We start from the raw sequence: 16,808 nt of genomic DNA, 5'->3' as shown, positions 1-16,808 counted from the left end.
ACCGACGTCCTGGTCGGCCCTCGGTTGCGGCATCGGCGGGACTGGCGTCGCCTCTGGCGCTACTGCCGGTGTGGCTTCCGGTGGCGGTGCCCGGACTCGGTCGAACTGGTTCCGATGCCGTACGCGCCGACGGTGCCGCCGCTCACTCCGGCCCCGTACCGGGCGGCCGTCCGGGCGGCGGCACCCATGGCCGTCGCGGCGGACAGCCGGCCGACGTCCGCTCGGCCTCGGGCCCGGAATGTCCGCGATTCACACTGGAGCTCGCCGTCCGGGCGACACCAGATCGGCCGGGTTGGTGCGGTGACGCCCGGCCAGGCCGGGCGGGCACGCCGAGCCGAGGAAGTGCGACCGGCGCGGCCATGATCGGCCGCGAGGAGCGTTGGCGGCGGCACGTGCCGGTGCACCCCTCGTACCGGTGCCGGGCCTGCGGCCTCGACTGGCCGTGCCGGGACGCGCGGCTGGCGTTGCTGACCGGCTTCCGGGGCAACCGGTTGAGTCTGATGGTGTACCTCGGTAGCCACCTTGCCCGCGCCTTGCAGGACCTGCCCGACGTACACCCCGCGCTGCTCGCGAGCCGGTTCCTCCACTGGGTGCCGCGCCGCCGCTGACCGATGTACCCCATGACCGGGCCAGCCCGCCCCGAACTGCCGACTTCCATGTCATGGCAGCTCGGGGCAGGTTCCTCTTGCCCCCCGACCGCTGGCATATCTCCGTTGGGCGATATACCACCAAGTCATATTGATGCCACAGTGGTATCACGACGAACCCCGTGTCGCCCCGGTGGTCGTGTGAACGTCGCTCGGCCACAGCGGGCTACGGCAGGTGGGCGATGAGTTCCTCACGCCACTGCGCAAAGCGTTCGCGCATTTCTCGGATGTGAGCGGAGTCGGCGCCGTAGGCGGCGAACCGCCGGTCCGGGTAGCGCTGCAACCTGGCGAACAGGTCGGCCAGGACGCGTCGGTCGAACCCTGCGTCGGACTGTTCGGCCAACTCGCACAGCCGCATCCGGCTGTAGCGACCGGTGGTGACGGCCGCGTCGATGTCCAGAAAGTCCCGAGGTTCGGCCCGTGTGTACAGGGCGGACATCTTGCCCGCGACGACATCGTCGGCGTGCAGGACCGGACCCACGTCCATCATCACCGGCGGCAACGCACGCCAGTTGGCCGCCAGTTCGACCTTGTACGGCTGCTCCGGGTGAGCGGGATGCGTTACTGCGAGCCGGGCGAACGTGTCGAACCGCTGCGTCACCTCGACTGAATACCCGCCGTCGCGATAACCGTCGATGACGGCGTCCACGGCAGCGGCGAATTCATCCCGTCGCTCCCACGCCGTGAACAGGTCGATGTCTTCGCTGGGGCGGTCCAGGATGCCGTGGGCTTGTACGGCGAATCCGCCGGCCAACGCAAATCCGTAACGGGCAGCGACCCGCAGCCCGATCTCCGCCAGTCGGAGTTGTGCCGGGTCCACCCCTACCCGGCCATCGACTGGGGCGGCGTGGTCAGTTCGGGAAAGCGTGCCTGCCACAGCGCTCGCAGTCGAGCGGGGAGCCAGAGGCTCGGCCACAGCCGCCGCAACGTCGGACCGTCCAGCCACCGGCACAGGTCCGTGACGGAATTGGCCTGGTTCAGCACCGTCTGGTACATCAGTTGGAGGTCGCCGGGGTCGTCCAGGTCGTACGTGCGGTCGCCAGACCAGTCGAGCGACCGGTCGAGGGTCACCACCGAGCCGACGGGACCGCGCAGGTCGGTGAGGTTCGTGGCGACGACGAAGTGCCGCTGGTCCACGTACCGCGACCCCGGCGGCGCACCATCACCTCGGGCCATTCCTCCACCTCCTGACCTCGATCGTACGTCTGAACCGACGCTGTCATCGACGGACAGGGTTTGCCGCGCCGCGGACGAGGCACGGGTGTGTGCGGGGCCCTTCCTATCCAGAAGATCCGATAGGAAGGGCCCCGCACACCTCGTCAGAGGACCAGCAGCGCCCCGCTGGTCAGGTTGATCTCCTGGGTGGCCAGGCCGGTCCAGTCGGAGGAGAGGAGCAGCCGGTCGCCCTCGGTCAGGGTGACCGCGACGCTGTCCCTACCGCCGAGCGGGCCACGGTCGGTGCCGGTGAGCCGGAGGGTGAGTCCGGTGGCCACCGTGACCGGGCGGCGGGAGTCGGTGACGTCGTACAGGCCGGCTTGGGTGCGCAGGTCGAGGCGGTCGGTACCGCCGCTGGACCGTACGCCGAACGAGTCGAGCCCGACGCCCCGGATCTCGTACTTCCGACCCTCGGAGTGGAAGGAGACGATGGTCGTAACGGTGCCGCCGAGCCGGGTCTGCGCGACCAGGACGGTGAGGTCGACCCGGGACTTCGGATCCACCGGGTACGCCCCGGCCGACCTGGACGGGGTCACCGAGCCGCCGCCGAGCACCACCCGGGTGTCGGAGCGGGCCACCTCGACCCGCGCCTTCGTGCTGCCCGCGTAGTTGCCGCCGAGCGTGACGGTCACCTCGTGACCGCCGGTCGGCAGGCTCGCCCGGCAACTCGCCACCGAGCCGAAGCCGTCGGTGCCGAGCGGTGCCGGTACGTCCGCGCAGAGCGTCCGGCCACCGGCGGCGAAGGTCACCGTGGCGGTCGAGACGTCACCCGGCCACGGCTCGGCCCCGGGGTACGGCGAGATCTCCCGCAGGGTGGCCTGGAGCAGCACCTCCGCGTTCGGACCCGAGCCGGACACCGAGACCAGGGTGTCCCCGGTGTACGCCAGCTCCGCCGACTCCGGCAGTACCCGGATCAGGAACGAGACGGTCCCGGTCAGCCCGTGCTGGTCGGTGACGGTCACCGTCACCGGGTAGTCGCCCGGGGCCGCCCGGTTGTTGCCGACGACGCCCCAGACGGCGGGCTCGCCGTTGCCGTCCGGTTCCTCCGGCGTCTTGGCGCCGAGCAGCAGGCCGGCGGGGAGCCCGGTGGCGGTCGCGGTGAGCTGCCCCGGACCGCCGTCCGGGTCGGTGGCGGTGACCCGCACCTCCGGCAGGATCGGGTCGCTGTACTGGACCGTCACCACCTCACCCGGCCCGCTGAGGGTCACCTTCGGGGTGGCCCGGAGCGCGAAGTCGGCGTCGTTCAGGTCGAAGAAGACGTTGCCGACCGCCTCGATCCTGATCCGGGCCGCCTTGGCGCCGACGTTCGGCAGGGTCACCGTCTCGGCACCATCGTTGGCGGTCCGCTCCGCGAGGACGTACCCGAAGGTCCTGCCGCCGTCGACGGAGAGCGAGATCTTCACCTCGCTGACCCCGATCGGCGCGGCGTCGGTGCCGGCCACGTCCCAACTCACCGGCAGGGCCGTGCCGCCGGCCAGGGTGTCGGCGGTGGCCTGCGAGGTGACCAGGAACGGCCCGGCGGCCGGCGCCAGGGTCAGCGCGGTGTCGGCGCTGCCGATCCCGCCCGCCCCCGGGTGCCCGTCCCGGGCGGTGAGCCGGAAGTGCAGGGTGCGGTCACCGGTGAAGCCGACCCAGTCGGCGGTGGGCAGGAACTCCGAGTAGCAGTCGACGATCTCCGGCGGCACGTTGCTCGCCCCGCCGCTGACCGGTGGCGGCGGCGCGGCCGGGCAGGTGCCGGTCCTGGCGTTGGTGTTGTTCGCGGCGATCTGCGCCAGGTCCGGGAAGACCCGGGTCGGGTCGGTGGTGACGGCGTTCAGCCCGGGGGAGTGGTATTCCAGGGTGTCGGTCGGGCTGACGATCGCCGCCGTGCCGAACTGCCGGAACAGCGGACCGTTGGTCTTGGTGTTGCTGACCAGCGCGGTCCCGGCGGTGCTGCCGCCGCTGACGCCGCCCCGGTCGTTCTGCTCCCAGAGGTACGTCACCGTGTCGCCGTCCGCGTCGGTGGCGCTGCCGGTCAGCGCGAACGGGGTACGGACCGGAATCGTGTACGGGGCCGGCGCGGTGACCACCGGGGCGGAGTTGCCGGTCTGCTCCACCTGCCAGCCGCCGTTGTCGATCGGGCCACCCTTGACCGTCTCGCCGACGAACCCGTCCGTGCCGGTGGCGTTGGTGACGGCGAGCGCACCGACGTTGACGGCCGCCACCGGGCCACCGGCGAAGGTGACCTGGAACCCGCTGTCGTCCAGCAGGCCGGTGCCGCCGAACGGGGCGACGGCGACGATCGCGCCGGCCGGCCAGCCGGGGATCGCCTCGATCGCCGCCTTGATCCCGGCCGCGCTGTAGTTGCCGCCCCGGACGATCGGCGCCGACTCGGCACCGCCGTAGCGCAGCGTGAACGAGTCGCCGTCGGTGTCGAACTCGCGCAGCGAGACGTTCTGCACCTCGTTGACGGCCGGGCGGGCCGAGCTGACGTACGTGGTGATCTCGGTGTAGCTGCGCTGCGACCAGTACGGGTCGCTGTGCGGTTGCAGGTTGTCCTGCTGGCAGATGCCGGCGTACGCCATGATCGACGAACCGCTGCCCGGCTCGTACGAGTTGGCGGCGCTGCGGTTGCCGCCGGAGCAGTTCCACTGGGTGCCGTTGAAGGTGTGGTTGCCGGCGAACTGGTGGCCGATCTCGTGCGCGACGTAGTCGACCGCGAAGTAGTCGCCGACCGGGGTCGGCAGGCCGGTGCAGCCGCGCGCCTTGTTCGCCCCGCCGACCACGCCCAGCCCGGCGACGCCGCCGCCGTTCACGCCCAGCCCGATGTGCCCCACGTCGTAGTTGGACGCACCGACGAGCTGGCCGAGCACGACGGTGTTGCGGCTCAGCGTGCCACTGCCGCAGGAGGAGAGCTGTGCCGCCGTGTAACAGGGCGCCGCCCCGCACGGCCCGTTCGGCCCGGTGGCCTCGGCCGGTGTGTTCAGGTTGGTCTTGTCGGTCTCGTCGACCAGCACCAGCCGGATCGCGGTCTCGTCGGAGTAGATCTGGGTCACCCGGTTCACCAGCGTCACCTTGGCGGCGGTGACGTTCGGCGCCCCGAAATAGCTGGCGTAGGACGGGTCGGTGACCAGGGCCAGCCGGTACGTCCGCAGTGTCACGTCGCCGCCGGCCGCGCCCGGGGCCGCCCCGACGTCGTCGGCGAGCGCCTCGGCGGCGTGCGCCACGTCCTCCCGCTCGACGAACGGCCCGTCGGGGTTCGTGGCGTCCTGCACGTAGTAGCTGGCGTACCGGCCCTGGTCCTGCCGGCTGTACGGGTCGACGTACCAGACGCCGCGCTCGGACCGGACGGAGGCGTGGAAGCCCAGCGGGGTGAGGTCGGCCCGGACGGTCGCGGTCGGATCGTCCAGCCCTCTGCCGGCGTACGTGCGGATCTCCGGGTGCCGGGCGGCCAGGCCGGGCGCCATCACCGGTGAGTCGACCAGCGCGAACCGCTGGAACGTGCCGTCCGGCGCGGGCAGCGTCACCACCAGGGACTGGGCCGGGGCGGTGCCGCCGCGCTCCTCGGGCGCCCGGTCCAGTGTGGCCGCGAGGCTCGCCCGGTCCAGGGCGTACCCGGTGAACCGGCTGGCCCGGATGTCGGTGGGCCCGGCGGCCCGGGCGGTGCTGGAGCCGTCGGCGAGCCGGGTCCACGGGTTGGCCGGCTGGTCCGGCGCGGAGCTGGCCGGGGAGGGGGTGGCCAGCATCGGCAGTACCCCGGCGGCGAGGGCGGCCACCGTGAGGGTGGCCAGGCGTCGACGGGGTGCCGCCTGGCCGCGGGTGGCGGTGGGTAACGAGGAGGTCGTCAACTCTGTCTCCTTGGGACTACTCCGGGCGCCGGTCGGTCGCGCGGGCGTTCCTGCCACCCGGCCAGGTCCATCGACCAGTTGTGGGGGTGATCGCACGATAGGCGCCCGGACCGGCGGTGAACAGCCTCCGGCGGGGTTGTCCGCGCCGGGGCGGGTCGATCGGATAGCGTCGTGCCATGCCCGAGACCGGTTATCCCTGGCCGATCGAGACCACCCGGCTGGACAACGGCCTGCGCGTGGTGGTCAGCGAGGATCGCAGCGCGCCCGTCGTCGCGGTCAACCTCTGGTACGACGTCGGCTCACGGCACGAGCCCGACGGCCAGACCGGCTTCGCTCACCTGTTCGAACACCTGATGTTCGAGGGCTCGGTCAACGTGGCCAAGACCGAGCACATGCAGTTGGTGCAGGGCTCCGGCGGCTCGCTGAACGCGACCACCAACCCGGACCGGACCAACTATTTCGAGACGCTCCCCTCCGAGCACCTGGAACTCGCGCTCTGGCTGGAGGCGGACCGGATGGGCGGCCTGGTGCCGGCGTTGACCCAGGAGACCCTGGACAACCAGCGTGAGGTGGTGAAGAACGAGCGGCGGCAGCGCTACGAGAACGTCCCGTACGGCGACGCCTGGCTGCGCCTGCTGCCGCTGCTCTATCCGCCCGGCCACCCGTACCACCACGCCACCATCGGCTCGATGGCCGACCTGAACGCCGCCGACCTGGCCACCTTCCAGGCGTTCCACACCACCTACTACACGCCGAACAACGCGGTGCTCACGGTGGCCGGGGACGCCTCGGCCGCGGAGGTCTTCGCGCTGGCCGAGCGCTACTTCGGCAAGCTGGTGCCGCAGTCGGACATCCCGCCGGCCCCGGACGGCAGCGTGGTGCCGACCACCGGAGTCCCGGCCCGGGAGACCGTCACCGCGGACGTGCCCGCGCCGCGGGTCTATCTGGCGCACCGGACCCACCCGTTCGGCGGCCCCGGCTACGACACGGTGACCGTGCTGGCCACGCTGCTCGGCAGCGGCCGGGGCAGCCGGCTCTACCAGCGGCTCGCCGACGGGGCCCGGCTCGCCCAGCCGGACAGCGTCGGCGCGTTCGGCGTCGACCTGGCGTACGCACCGGCTCCGCTGCTCGTCACCGCCACCGCCCGGGACGGGGTGACCGCCGAGGAGTTGGAGGCCGGGCTCGTCGAGGTGCTGGACGGGCTGGCCGACGGGGTGACCGGGGCCGAACTCGACCGGGCCAAGGCGCTGCTCACCACCGGCTGGTGGCGGCAGCTCGCCAGCGTGGACGGCCGGGCCGACATCCTCGGCCGGCATGCCACCCAGCTCGGCGACCCGGCCCGGGCGGCCGACCGGCTGCCGGGCTGGCTCTCGGTCACCGCGGAGCAGGTGAGCGGGCTCGCCGCCGAGCTGCTCCGGCCCGAGGACCGGGCGACCCTGACCTACCTGCCGGAGACCCAGGAAGAGGCGTGATGACCGAGCCGGGACCGATCCTGATCACCGAACGGCCGCCGACCGGCGCCGCCCGGCCGTACGCCTTTCCCCGGGTGGTCCGCAAGGCGGTGGCTGGCGGCAAGGTCGTCGCCGCCCACCTGCCGGGGCACCACCTCGCCGTCGCGGTGCTGCTGCTCGACGGCGGCGCCGGGCGCGAGCCGCTCGGCCGGGAGGGGCTCTCCGGAGTACTCGCGAAGGCGCTGGAGGAGGGGACCACCCGGCGCGACTCCACGGCGTACGCGCTCGCGCTGGAGGGGCTCGGCACCGAGCTGACGATCAGCACCGACTGGGACGCGTTCCAGGTCAGCGTGCAGGTCCCGGTCGAGCGGCTGCCGGCCGCGGTGGAGCTGCTGGCCGAGGCCGTCCGGACGCCGCGGCTCGACCCGGCGGACATCACCCGGGTACGCGACGACGAGGTCACCGCGCTGCGGATGTACTGGGCGAACCCGGGGCCACGGGCCGACGCCGCGCTCCGCGCCGACCTGTTCGGGGCCGACCAGCGGCCCGGCCGCCCGATGGACGGTGACCCCGACTCGGTCGCCGCGGTCACCGTCGACGACGTCACGTCGTTCCACGCCGCCTGGCTGACCCGGTTCGGCACCCTGCTGGTCGTCGGCGACCTCGACCGGATCGACCTCGACGTGCTCGGCACCACCGCGTTCGCCGGTGCGGACGGTGCGGTGCAGCCGGCCGGCCCGCCGCTGGAGGTGCCGGTACGCGACGAGCGGCGGATCATCCTGGTCGACCGGCCCGGCTCGGTCCAGTCCACGCTGCGGCTCGGGCACCCCGCACCGCACCGGGCACACCCGGACTACGTGCCGATGACGCTGGCCGCCACGGTGCTCGGCGGTGCGTTCACCTCCCGGCTGAACCACCTGATCCGGGAGGTACGCGGCTACACGTACGGGATCCGGGCCGAGTTCGGCCACTCGCGGCGGTTCGGGCGGTTCGTGGTCAGCTCCGGGGTGCAGACCGCGGTGACCGGTCCGGCCCTGGTGGACGCGGTGGGCGAGATCACCCGTACCCGGGACTCCGGGGTGACCGAGCCGGAGCTGGCGGTCGCCCGGGCCTGGCGGGCCGGACAGCTCTCGGTGGAGTTGCAGACTCCCCGGGCCATCGCCAGCGCGCTCGCCACCCTGGTCGTGCACGGCCTGCCGGACGACTACCACGCGACGCTGCGCGAGCAGTTGCTGTCGACCGCCGAGCCGGCGGTGTCGGCGGCGGCCGCGACGCACCTGCACCCGCAGGGGCTGACCCTGGTGATCGAGGGTGACGCGGCGCTGATCCGGGACGAGCTGGTCGCCAGCGGGCTCGGCGAGGTGGTCGACGCCGCCGGCTGACCGGGCCGCCCCCCGGGCACCACCCGGGCGGCGGGACGCCGGCCGGCTCGGCGACCGGCCGCCCGGATGCTGGGCGGTGCGGTAATCGGCTTGCCGGGCCACCCGAGCTGCTGGGTAGCCTCGCGGTATGAGGATCGGCATTGTGGGGGCCACCGGGCAGGTCGGTGGCGTGATGCGGCGGATACTCGCCGACCGCCAGTTTCCGGTGGACGAGCTGCGGCTGTTCGCCTCGGCCCGGTCGGCGGGGCGCAGCCTGCCCTGGCGGGACGGTGAGGTCACCGTCGAGGACGCGGAGACCGCTGACTATGCGGGGCTGGACATCGCGCTCTTTTCGGCCGGAAAGGGTACGAGCAAGGCGCTCGCCCCCCGGGTCGCCGAGGCCGGCGCGGTGGTGATCGACAACTCGTCGGCCTGGCGGATGGATCCCGAGGTGCCGCTGGTGGTCGCCGAGGTCAACCCGCACGCCGTCGCCGTACGCCCCCGGGGCATCATCGCCAACCCCAACTGCACCACCATGGCGGCGATGCCGGTGCTGCGCCCCCTGCACGCCGAGGCCGGACTGCTCAGCCTGGTGGTGGCGACCTACCAGGCGGTCTCCGGCTCCGGGCTGGCCGGGGTCGCCGAGCTGGACGAGCAGGTCCGCAAGGTCGCCGACGGCGCCGCCGCGCTCGCCTTCGACGGCCGGGCCGTCGAGTTCCCGGCCCCCCGGCAGTACGCCCAGCCGATCGCCTTCAACGTGCTGCCGCTGGCCGGCTCGATCGTCGACGACGGGTCGGCGGAGACCGACGAGGAGCAGAAGCTCCGCAACGAGAGCCGCAAGATCCTGGAAATCCCCGAGCTGAAGGTCTCCGGCACCTGCGTCCGGGTGCCGGTCTTCACCGGGCACTCGTTGCAGGTCAACGCCAGGTTCGCCCGGCCGCTCCGCCCGGAGCGGGCCCGCGAGCTGCTGGCCGGGGCGCCCGGGGTGGCGCTGGCGGACGTACCCACTCCGCTGCTGGCGGCCGGGCAGGACCCGACGTACGTCGGCCGGTTCCGGGTCGACGAGACTGTCGAGCACGGGCTGTCGTTCTTCTGCTCCAACGACAACCTGCGCAAGGGCGCGGCGCTGAACGCCGTACAGATCGCCGAACTGGTGGCCGGCGAGTCACGGTGACGTCCGGCTCCGCCGGCCGAGTAGGGTTGGAGCGATCTTGCTCGGGAGGTGGGCGTGATGGACGGCCGGACGGAACAGGCGCTGCTCGGCATCATCCGGGACGGGTCGCTCGGCGTGCTGGCGACGCTCAAGCGGGACGGCCGGCCGCAACTGTCCAACGTCAACTACACCTTCGACCCGGAACGCCGGCTGATCCGGGTCTCCGTCACCGACGACCGGGCCAAGACCGCCAACCTGCGGCGTGATCCCCGGGCGAGCTTCCAGGTCAGCACCCCGGACGGCTGGGCGTACGCGGTCGCCGAGGGCACCGCCGAGCTGACCCCGGTGGCGGCCGAGCCAACCGACCCGACGGTAGAGGAACTCGTCGACGTCTACCGGGCGGTCCAGGGCGAGCACCCGGACTGGGACGACTACCGCCGGGCGATGGTCGCGGACCGCCGACTGGTGTTGCGACTCCCGGTCGAGCGCGTGTACGGCGCACCGCCGCGCGGCTAGCCGAGCCTGTCCGGCACCGGCCCCGGCACGGCACCGGCGCCCGGGGTCGGCGCTGTCGTCGATCGCACGCTGAGGTCCGGGCCCGGCACGTCGAGGGGAAGTTCGATGAGAGTCTGCGTCACCGGAGCCAGTGGCAAGGCCGGTCGGGCCACCGTGGCACACCTGCTGGCGTACGGCCACCAGGTGGTCGCCACCGACGTCGAGCCGGCGCCGGCCGACCTCGGGGTGCCGCTGCTTCGGGCCGACCTGACCGACTACGGGCAGGCGGTCGAGGTGCTGCACGGCACCGAGGCGGTGGTGCACCTGGCGAACATCCCCGCCCCGGGGCTGCGGACTCCGGCGCTGACGCTGAGCGCCAACACCACGATGAACTCAAACGTCTTTCTCGGCGCGGCCCAGCTCGGCCTCACCCGGGTGGTCTGGGCGTCCAGCGAGACCACGCTCGGGCTGCCGTTCGACACCCCGCCCCGGTACGCGCCGGTGGACGAGGCGCACTTCCCGGTGCCGACCACGACGTACGCGCTCTCCAAAGTGGTCAGCGAGAGCCTGGCCGAGCACATCGCCGCCTGGTCCGGCATCCCGTTCGTCGGGCTGCGGCTCTCCAACATCTTCCTGCCGGAGGACTACCGGCGGGTGCCGTCGTTCTGGGCCGACCCGCACAGCCGGAAGTGGAACCTCTGGGGCTACATCGACGTACGCGACGTAGCCGAGGCGTGCCGGCTCGGCCTCGAAGCGCCGGTCGCCGGGGCCCGGAACGTGATCATCGCAGCGGCCGACACCATCATGGACCGGCCCTCGGTCGAGCTGCTCGCCGAAGTCTTCCCGGAGGTGCGGCTGAGCCGGGAGGTCGGCGAGTTCGAAACCCTGCTCGCCATCGACGGGGCCCGGGACCTGCTCGGCTTCGCACCGCGGTACTCGTGGCGCGACCACGTCACCGGAGCCGACCGAGCCTGACCGGCATTGCCTCGGTACGGACAAATCGCCTAGACGCGTATCAGGGTCATCCGCCGTACCGATCGGTGTCGGAGATACCTGCCAGGTCTCCCTCTGCGGTGTTACGTCGAGGTCTGCCCGGGTAGACCGGGGCGGCCGACATTGAGAGGGGAGCAGGATGACGACCGTCGGAGAGTTCATGACGACCCGCTTGGTGACCATGGACGGCGGCGACACGCTCACCGCTGCCGCTCAGGAGATGCGGGACAGCGCCATCGGCGACGTGATCGTGACCAACGGGGACAACGTGATAGGTATCGTCACCGACCGCGACATCACGGTGCGTGGGGTGGCCGAACAGTTGAACCCGTCGAGCGCCACGCTGAGCCAGATCCTTACCCAGGACGTGGTGACCGTGACGCAGTACGACGACGCGGTCGCCGCCGCCGACCTGATGCGGACGTACGGCGTACGGCGATTGCCGGTGGTCGAGGACGGCCGACTGATCGGCTTGGTCTCCCTCGGCGACCTCGCGGTCGAGCGGGAGCCGCAGTCCGTGCTCGCCGACATCAGCGCCGATGAACCGAACAACTGAGACTGGCCCGACGGGCCCGGGCGACAACGGCGTCCCCGGGCTCGTCGGGCTACGCCGCGCTGTCGAACCGTACCCGGACGGCGCCGGGCCCGGGTGACGGCGCCGGCTACGGCAGCCGATCGGGCCACCGGAAGGCGTCGGACGGGCAGGCGAGGAAGGGCAGGGCGATGGATCCGACCACGGAGTTCTTCGAAGGGCTCAACCACCGGCCCCCGGACCCGTTGTTGGGCCGGATCCGGGGAACCGTCCGCTTCGAGCTCGAGTCGAGCGCGGAGGTCGACACCTGGCTGCTGGTGCTCAGCGCCGGCAGCGTGAGTGCCACCCAGACGGACCGTACGGCGGACTGCACGGTCCGGACCGACCGGGAGTTCTTCAACCGGATCGCCGCCGGCGAGGCGAACCCGCTCGCCGCGCTGCTGCGTAACCGGGTCACCGTGGAAGGGAAGCTGGCCCTGTACGGCTACCTGAACCACCTGGTGCCCGGGCCGCCGGGCGCGCACGAACCTCAGGAATGGGTACGGCAGCGGGGGCAGCGGCGATGAAACCACTGGTCAGCATCCTCGACGGGAACACCTTCGTGGTCAGCGACAACCGGGGTGACATCGACCCGTCGCCGAGCTTCCCCACCGGACTGTTCTCGTTCGACACCCGGTTCCTGTCGAAGTGGGAGTTGACCGTCGACGGAAACCGGCTCAACGTGCTCTCCGTCGACGACCTCCAGTACTTCGAGTCGCAGTTCTTCCTGGTCCCGGGCGAGCCGACGCACTACGTGGACGCCAATTTGTCGATCATTCGGCACCGGACGATCGGCGGCAGCTTCGTCGAGGAGCTGACCGTGCTCAACCACGAGGACCAGGCGGTCGAACTGACGGTCCGGATCAACGTGGCGAGCGACTTCGCCGACCTGTTCGAGATCAAGGACGTCAGGGAGAAGGTCGGCGGCACCACCGTGCTGGTGGAGCAGGACCGGCTGCGACTCTGCTACCAGCGGGAGACCTTCCGGCGCGAGGCGGTCATCACCTCGACCGCGCCGGCCGAGTTCGACCACGACGGGCTGACCTTCGCGCTGCGGATCGGGGCGCACCAGCAGTGGCAGACCCGGTTGCGGGTGGAGACCCTGGTGGAGGGGGCCGGCGGCCGGGACATCCGGCTCAGCATCCAGCGGCACCACAGCCGCTCCCCGCAGGAGCTGCGCCAGGACCTGGACGCCTGGTTGGACCGGGCGCCGAAGCTCACCAGCGACAGCGAGGCGCTGACCGAGACGTACCGGCGCAGCCTGGTCGACCTGGCCGCGCTGCGGTACACGCCACTGGTCGCCGGGCCGCCGTTGCCGGCCGCCGGCCTGCCCTGGTTCATGACCATGTTCGGCCGGGACAGTCTGATCACCTGCCTCCAGTCCCTGCCGTTCACCCCGGAACTCACCGCACCGACGCTGCGCTACCTCGCACTGTCCCAGGGGGTCAGCCTGGACGACTTCCGGGAGCGCGAGCCCGGGAAGATGCTGCACGAGATCCGGTACGGCGAGTCGACGGCGTTCGAGGAGCAGCCGCACTCGCCCTACTACGGCTCGGCCGACTCGACCCCGCTCTTCGTGATCCTGCTGGACGAGTACGAGCGGTGGACCGGGGACACCGAGCTGGTCGAGACGCTGGAGCACGAGGCCCGGGCGGCGCTGAACTGGATCGACCGGTACGGCGACCTGATGGGCAACGGCTACATCTGGTTCGAGCGGCGCAACCTGCGCAACGGGCTGGAGAACCAGTGCTGGAAGGACTCCTGGGACGCCATCTCGTACTCCGACGGGCGGCTGCCGGCGTATCCGCGGGCCACCTGCGAGCTACAGGGCTACGCGTACGACGCCAAGATGCGCGGCGCCCGGCTCGCCCGGCTCTGCTGGCGCGACCCGGTCTACGCCGACCAGTTGGAGCGGGAGGCGGCGGAGCTGAAGCAGCGGTTCAACCGGGACTTCTGGGTCTCCGACGGCGAGTACTACGCGTTGGCCCTGGACACCGAGGGCGGCCAGGTGGACGCGCTCTCGTCGAACATGGGGCATCTGCTGTGGAGCGGGATCGTCGACGACGACCGGGCCGCAAAGGTGGCCGAGCATCTGCTCGGGCCCCGGCTCTTCTCCGGGTGGGGGGTGCGGACCCTGGCCGAGGGGGAGGGCCGGTACAACCCGATCGGCTACCACGTCGGCACGGTCTGGCCGTTCGACAACTCGCTGATCGCCTGGGGTCTGCGCAGGTACGGCTTTCGGCACGAGGCGGGCCAGATCGCCGAGGCGATGATCGACGCGGGGCGGTACTTCGACGGCCGCCTCCCGGAGGCGTTCGCCGGCTACGACCGGGCACTGACGAAGTATCCGGTGCAGTACCCGACGGCGTGTAGCCCGCAGGCCTGGTCGACCGGTACGCCGATGCTGCTGATCCGGACCCTGCTGGGCCTGGATCCGCACGGCGAGCACCTGGTCGTCGACCCGGCCCTGCCGGCGGGGATGGGCCGGATGGAGCTGCTGGACATTCCGGGCCGATGGGGCCTGATCGACGCTTTCGGCCGGGGCCGGGCGGAGCACAGCCGGACACCACCGGGGCTGATGGAGTGACCGGGATGCCCACGGCAGTGTGGGATGCCGGACGAGTCCGGGAGGGAGGCGTCATCCGATGGCGGATCCGACCGCCGAGTTCTTCAGCCGGATCGAGGAGCGCGGGCCGGACCTGCTGCCGGCCAAGGCCAGGGGAACGCTCCGGTTCGACCTCGACCGGGACGGCCAGGTCGGTCACTGGTTCGTCGCGATCAACCGGGGCAACGTGCTGGTGTCGCACGAGGAGCGGGAGGCGGACTGTGTGGTCGCCACCGACAAGGCGTTGTTCGACAAGCTCGCCACCGGTGAGGTGCAGGTGCTCGCCGCGTACAACCGGAACGACCTGACCGTGCGGGGTAGCCTGCCGCTGCTGCTGGTCTTCCGCCGTGCCTTTCCCTCGCCGCCGGGCACCCGGGACCCCCGGGAGCGGATCCGGGAGCGGTTCGCCGGCCGCGCCGGCGCCGGCCACCGGGAGCGCCGACCGTGAAGGACCTGGTCAGCATCCTGGACGGCAACACGTTCATGCTCAGCGACTCCCGGGGCGACGTCGACCCGTCCCCGGATGTTCCGTCCGGGCTCTTCGCCTGGGACACCCGCTTCCTCTCCAAGTGGGTGCTCACCCTCGACGGCGAGCGGCTGCACGAACTCTCCATCGACGACCTCCAGTACTTCGAGTGCCGGTTCTTTCTGGTGCCGGGCGAGCCGACCCACTACGTGGACGCGAAGACCTCGGTGATCCGGCAGCGGTCGCTCGGCGGGGCGTTCGAGGAACAGTTGACCGTGCTCAACCACCGGGACGAGGCGGTGGTGCTGACGCTGCGAATGGAGATCGACTCCGACTTCGCCGACGTCTTCGACGCCCGGGAGGCCCGGTCCCTGCTGGGCCGGTCGGCGAAGGTGGTCGAGCAGGACCGGTTACGGCTGCACCACCAGCGGGACCGGCACGTCGCCGAGACGATCGTCACCAGCAGCGAGCCGGCCGAGATCGACACCGAGGGCCTGACCTTCCGGATCGAACTCGACGCGCACGGGCAGTGGTCCACGACCATTCGGGCGATCGGCACCATCCGGGGTGCGGGCGGCCGGGACGTCCGGGAGAACCTGCGCGGTTACCAGCAGGTCCGGCCGGAGAAGCGGCGCGAGCTGCGGGAGTGGCTGGACCAGGCGCCGAAGCTCACCTGTGACTCCGAGACGCTGGAGGACGCGTACCAGCGGAGCCTGATCGACCTTGCCGCGTTGCAGTACACCGGGCTCACCGGCCAGATGAAACTGATGGCGACCGGGCTGCCCTGGTACATGTCGCTGTTCGGCCGGCACAGCCTGATCACCGGCTTCCAGACGCTGCCGTTCAAACCGCAGATCGCCCGCAGCGCGCTGTGGGTGCTCGGCCTGCTCCAGGGCGGCCGGGTGGACGACTTCCGGGACGAGGAACCGGGCAAGATCATGCACGAGATCCGGTACGGCGAGCCGGGCGGCTTCGAGGACAGCCCGTACACCACCTACTACGGCTCGGCGGACTGCACGCCGCTGTTCGTGGTCCTGCTGGACGAGTACGAGCGGTGGACCGGGGATGCCGAGACGGTGCGGCTGCTGGAGTACGAGGCCCGCTCGGCGCTCGCCTGGATCGACACGTACGGCGACCTGATGGAGGACGGCTACGTCTGGTACGAGTGCCGCAGTCCCGGCGGGCTGGAGAACCAGAGCTGGAAGGACTCCCGGAACTCCATCATGTACGCCGACGGCCGGCTGCCCGGCAGCCCCCGGGCGACCTGCGAGCTACAGGGCTACGCGTACGACGCCAAGGTCCGGGGCGCCCGGCTGGCCCGCACCTTCTGGAACGACCCGGCGTACGCGGACCGGCTGGAGCGGGAGGCGGCCGACCTGCGCAGCCGGTTCAACCGGGACTTCTGGATCGCCGACCGGGGCTACTACGCGCTCGCCCTCGACGCCGAGGGCGGCCAGGTCGACGCCCTCGCCTCGAACATGGGCCACCTGCTCTGGAGCGGCATCGTGGACGACTCCCGGGCCGAGCAGGTGGCCGAGCAACTGCTCAGCCGGCCGCTCTTCTCCGGCTGGGGGGTCCGGACGCTCGCCTACGACCAGGCCGGGTACAACCCGGTCGGCTACCACACCGGCGCGGTCTGGCCGTCGGACAACTCGCTGATCGCACTGGGGCTGCGCCGGTACGGCTTCACCAACCAGGCGGCCCGGCTGGCGGTGACGATGGTCGAGGCGTCCCGGTATTTCGGCGGCCGGATGCCGGAGGCGTTCGCCGGTTACGACCGCCGGCTCACCAGGTATCCGGTGCAGTACCCCCGGGCGTGCAGCCCGCACAGTTCGTCGGCGGGCACGATACTTGTGCTGTTGCGTACCCTGCTCGGCCTGCGGCCGCACCAGGACCACCTGACGATCGACCCGGCGATTCCGGAGCGGCTCGGCCGGATCGAGCTGATCGGCATTCCGGGGCGGTGGGGCCGGACCGACGCGTTCGGCCGGGGCCGGGTGCGGTTGGCACCCGAGTGAACATTT

The 16,808-nt window shown here is 71.7% G+C and carries 14 protein-coding genes; 11 read left to right on the top strand and 3 right to left on the bottom strand.

Translation table 11 applies throughout. The features are described 5' to 3' along the window. Positions 1-359 precede the first annotated feature (359 nt). A complete protein-coding gene (locus ACSMXO_RS36185) occupies positions 360-608 on the top strand; it encodes a flavin reductase (protein ID WP_455415470.1) in 249 nt (82 codons plus the stop codon). A gap of 205 nt (positions 609-813) precedes the next feature. Here the strand turns inward: ACSMXO_RS36185 and ACSMXO_RS36180 are convergent, their stop codons facing one another. The 3 genes from ACSMXO_RS36180 to ACSMXO_RS36170 form a co-directional block, all read right to left on the bottom strand. Beyond that, a complete protein-coding gene (locus ACSMXO_RS36180) occupies positions 814-1,467 on the bottom strand; it encodes a nucleotidyl transferase AbiEii/AbiGii toxin family protein (RefSeq protein WP_455415469.1) in 654 nt (217 codons plus the stop codon). Between the two features lie 2 nt (positions 1,468-1,469). Next, a complete protein-coding gene (locus tag ACSMXO_RS36175) occupies positions 1,470-1,823 on the bottom strand; it encodes a hypothetical protein (protein WP_346260473.1) in 354 nt (117 codons plus the stop codon). Positions 1,824-1,966: 143 nt separating this feature from the next. Continuing rightward, positions 1,967-5,689 carry a M12 family metallo-peptidase gene (locus ACSMXO_RS36170; protein ID WP_455415468.1) on the bottom strand — a complete coding sequence of 1,241 codons (3,723 nt, stop codon included), beginning with the start codon at positions 5,687-5,689 and terminating at the stop codon, positions 1,967-1,969. A 176-nt stretch (positions 5,690-5,865) separates the two neighbouring features. On the opposite strand from ACSMXO_RS36170, the gene ACSMXO_RS36165 reads away from it, so the two are divergent. From ACSMXO_RS36165 to ACSMXO_RS36120, 10 genes are all read left to right on the top strand, one after another. Beyond that, positions 5,866-7,161 carry a M16 family metallopeptidase gene (locus tag ACSMXO_RS36165; protein WP_455415467.1) on the top strand — a complete coding sequence of 432 codons (1,296 nt, stop codon included), beginning with the start codon at positions 5,866-5,868 and terminating at the stop codon, positions 7,159-7,161. Beyond that, positions 7,161-8,522, top strand: a complete 1,362-nt coding sequence (locus tag ACSMXO_RS36160; protein ID WP_346260470.1) for a M16 family metallopeptidase — start codon at positions 7,161-7,163, stop codon at positions 8,520-8,522. The genes ACSMXO_RS36165 and ACSMXO_RS36160 overlap by 1 nt, the downstream gene beginning before the upstream one ends. Before the next feature lie 127 nt (positions 8,523-8,649). Beyond that, on the top strand, positions 8,650-9,675 hold the full coding sequence (locus ACSMXO_RS36155) for an aspartate-semialdehyde dehydrogenase (RefSeq protein ID WP_346260469.1): 1,026 nt from the start codon (positions 8,650-8,652) through the stop codon (positions 9,673-9,675). A gap of 57 nt (positions 9,676-9,732) precedes the next feature. Further along, entirely contained in the window at positions 9,733-10,170 is a 438-nt protein-coding gene (locus ACSMXO_RS36150; RefSeq protein ID WP_455415466.1) for a PPOX class F420-dependent oxidoreductase, read from the top strand. Between the two features lie 105 nt (positions 10,171-10,275). Beyond that, positions 10,276-11,124, top strand: a complete 849-nt coding sequence (locus ACSMXO_RS36145; protein WP_455415465.1) for an NAD-dependent epimerase/dehydratase family protein — start codon at positions 10,276-10,278, stop codon at positions 11,122-11,124. Positions 11,125-11,281: 157 nt separating this feature from the next. Beyond that, positions 11,282-11,698, top strand: a complete 417-nt coding sequence (locus tag ACSMXO_RS36140) for a CBS domain-containing protein (RefSeq protein ID WP_346260466.1) — start codon at positions 11,282-11,284, stop codon at positions 11,696-11,698. Positions 11,699-11,865: 167 nt separating this feature from the next. Further along, a complete protein-coding gene (locus ACSMXO_RS36135; RefSeq protein WP_455415464.1) occupies positions 11,866-12,240 on the top strand; it encodes an SCP2 sterol-binding domain-containing protein in 375 nt (124 codons plus the stop codon). After that, on the top strand, positions 12,237-14,300 hold the full coding sequence (locus ACSMXO_RS36130) for an amylo-alpha-1,6-glucosidase (protein ID WP_455415463.1): 2,064 nt from the start codon (positions 12,237-12,239) through the stop codon (positions 14,298-14,300). The genes ACSMXO_RS36135 and ACSMXO_RS36130 overlap by 4 nt, the downstream gene beginning before the upstream one ends. 58 nt (positions 14,301-14,358) lie before the next feature. Next, entirely contained in the window at positions 14,359-14,766 is a 408-nt protein-coding gene (locus tag ACSMXO_RS36125) for an SCP2 sterol-binding domain-containing protein (RefSeq protein ID WP_455415462.1), read from the top strand. Continuing rightward, entirely contained in the window at positions 14,763-16,802 is a 2,040-nt protein-coding gene (locus ACSMXO_RS36120; protein ID WP_455415461.1) for an amylo-alpha-1,6-glucosidase, read from the top strand. The genes ACSMXO_RS36125 and ACSMXO_RS36120 overlap by 4 nt, the downstream gene beginning before the upstream one ends. The last annotated feature ends 6 nt before the right edge of the window (positions 16,803-16,808 follow it).

The organism is Plantactinospora sp. DSM 117369 (assembly GCF_053764795.1).
The sequence above is the reverse complement of the archived record's forward strand: the minus strand, read 5'-3'. Positions and strand labels throughout refer to the sequence as shown.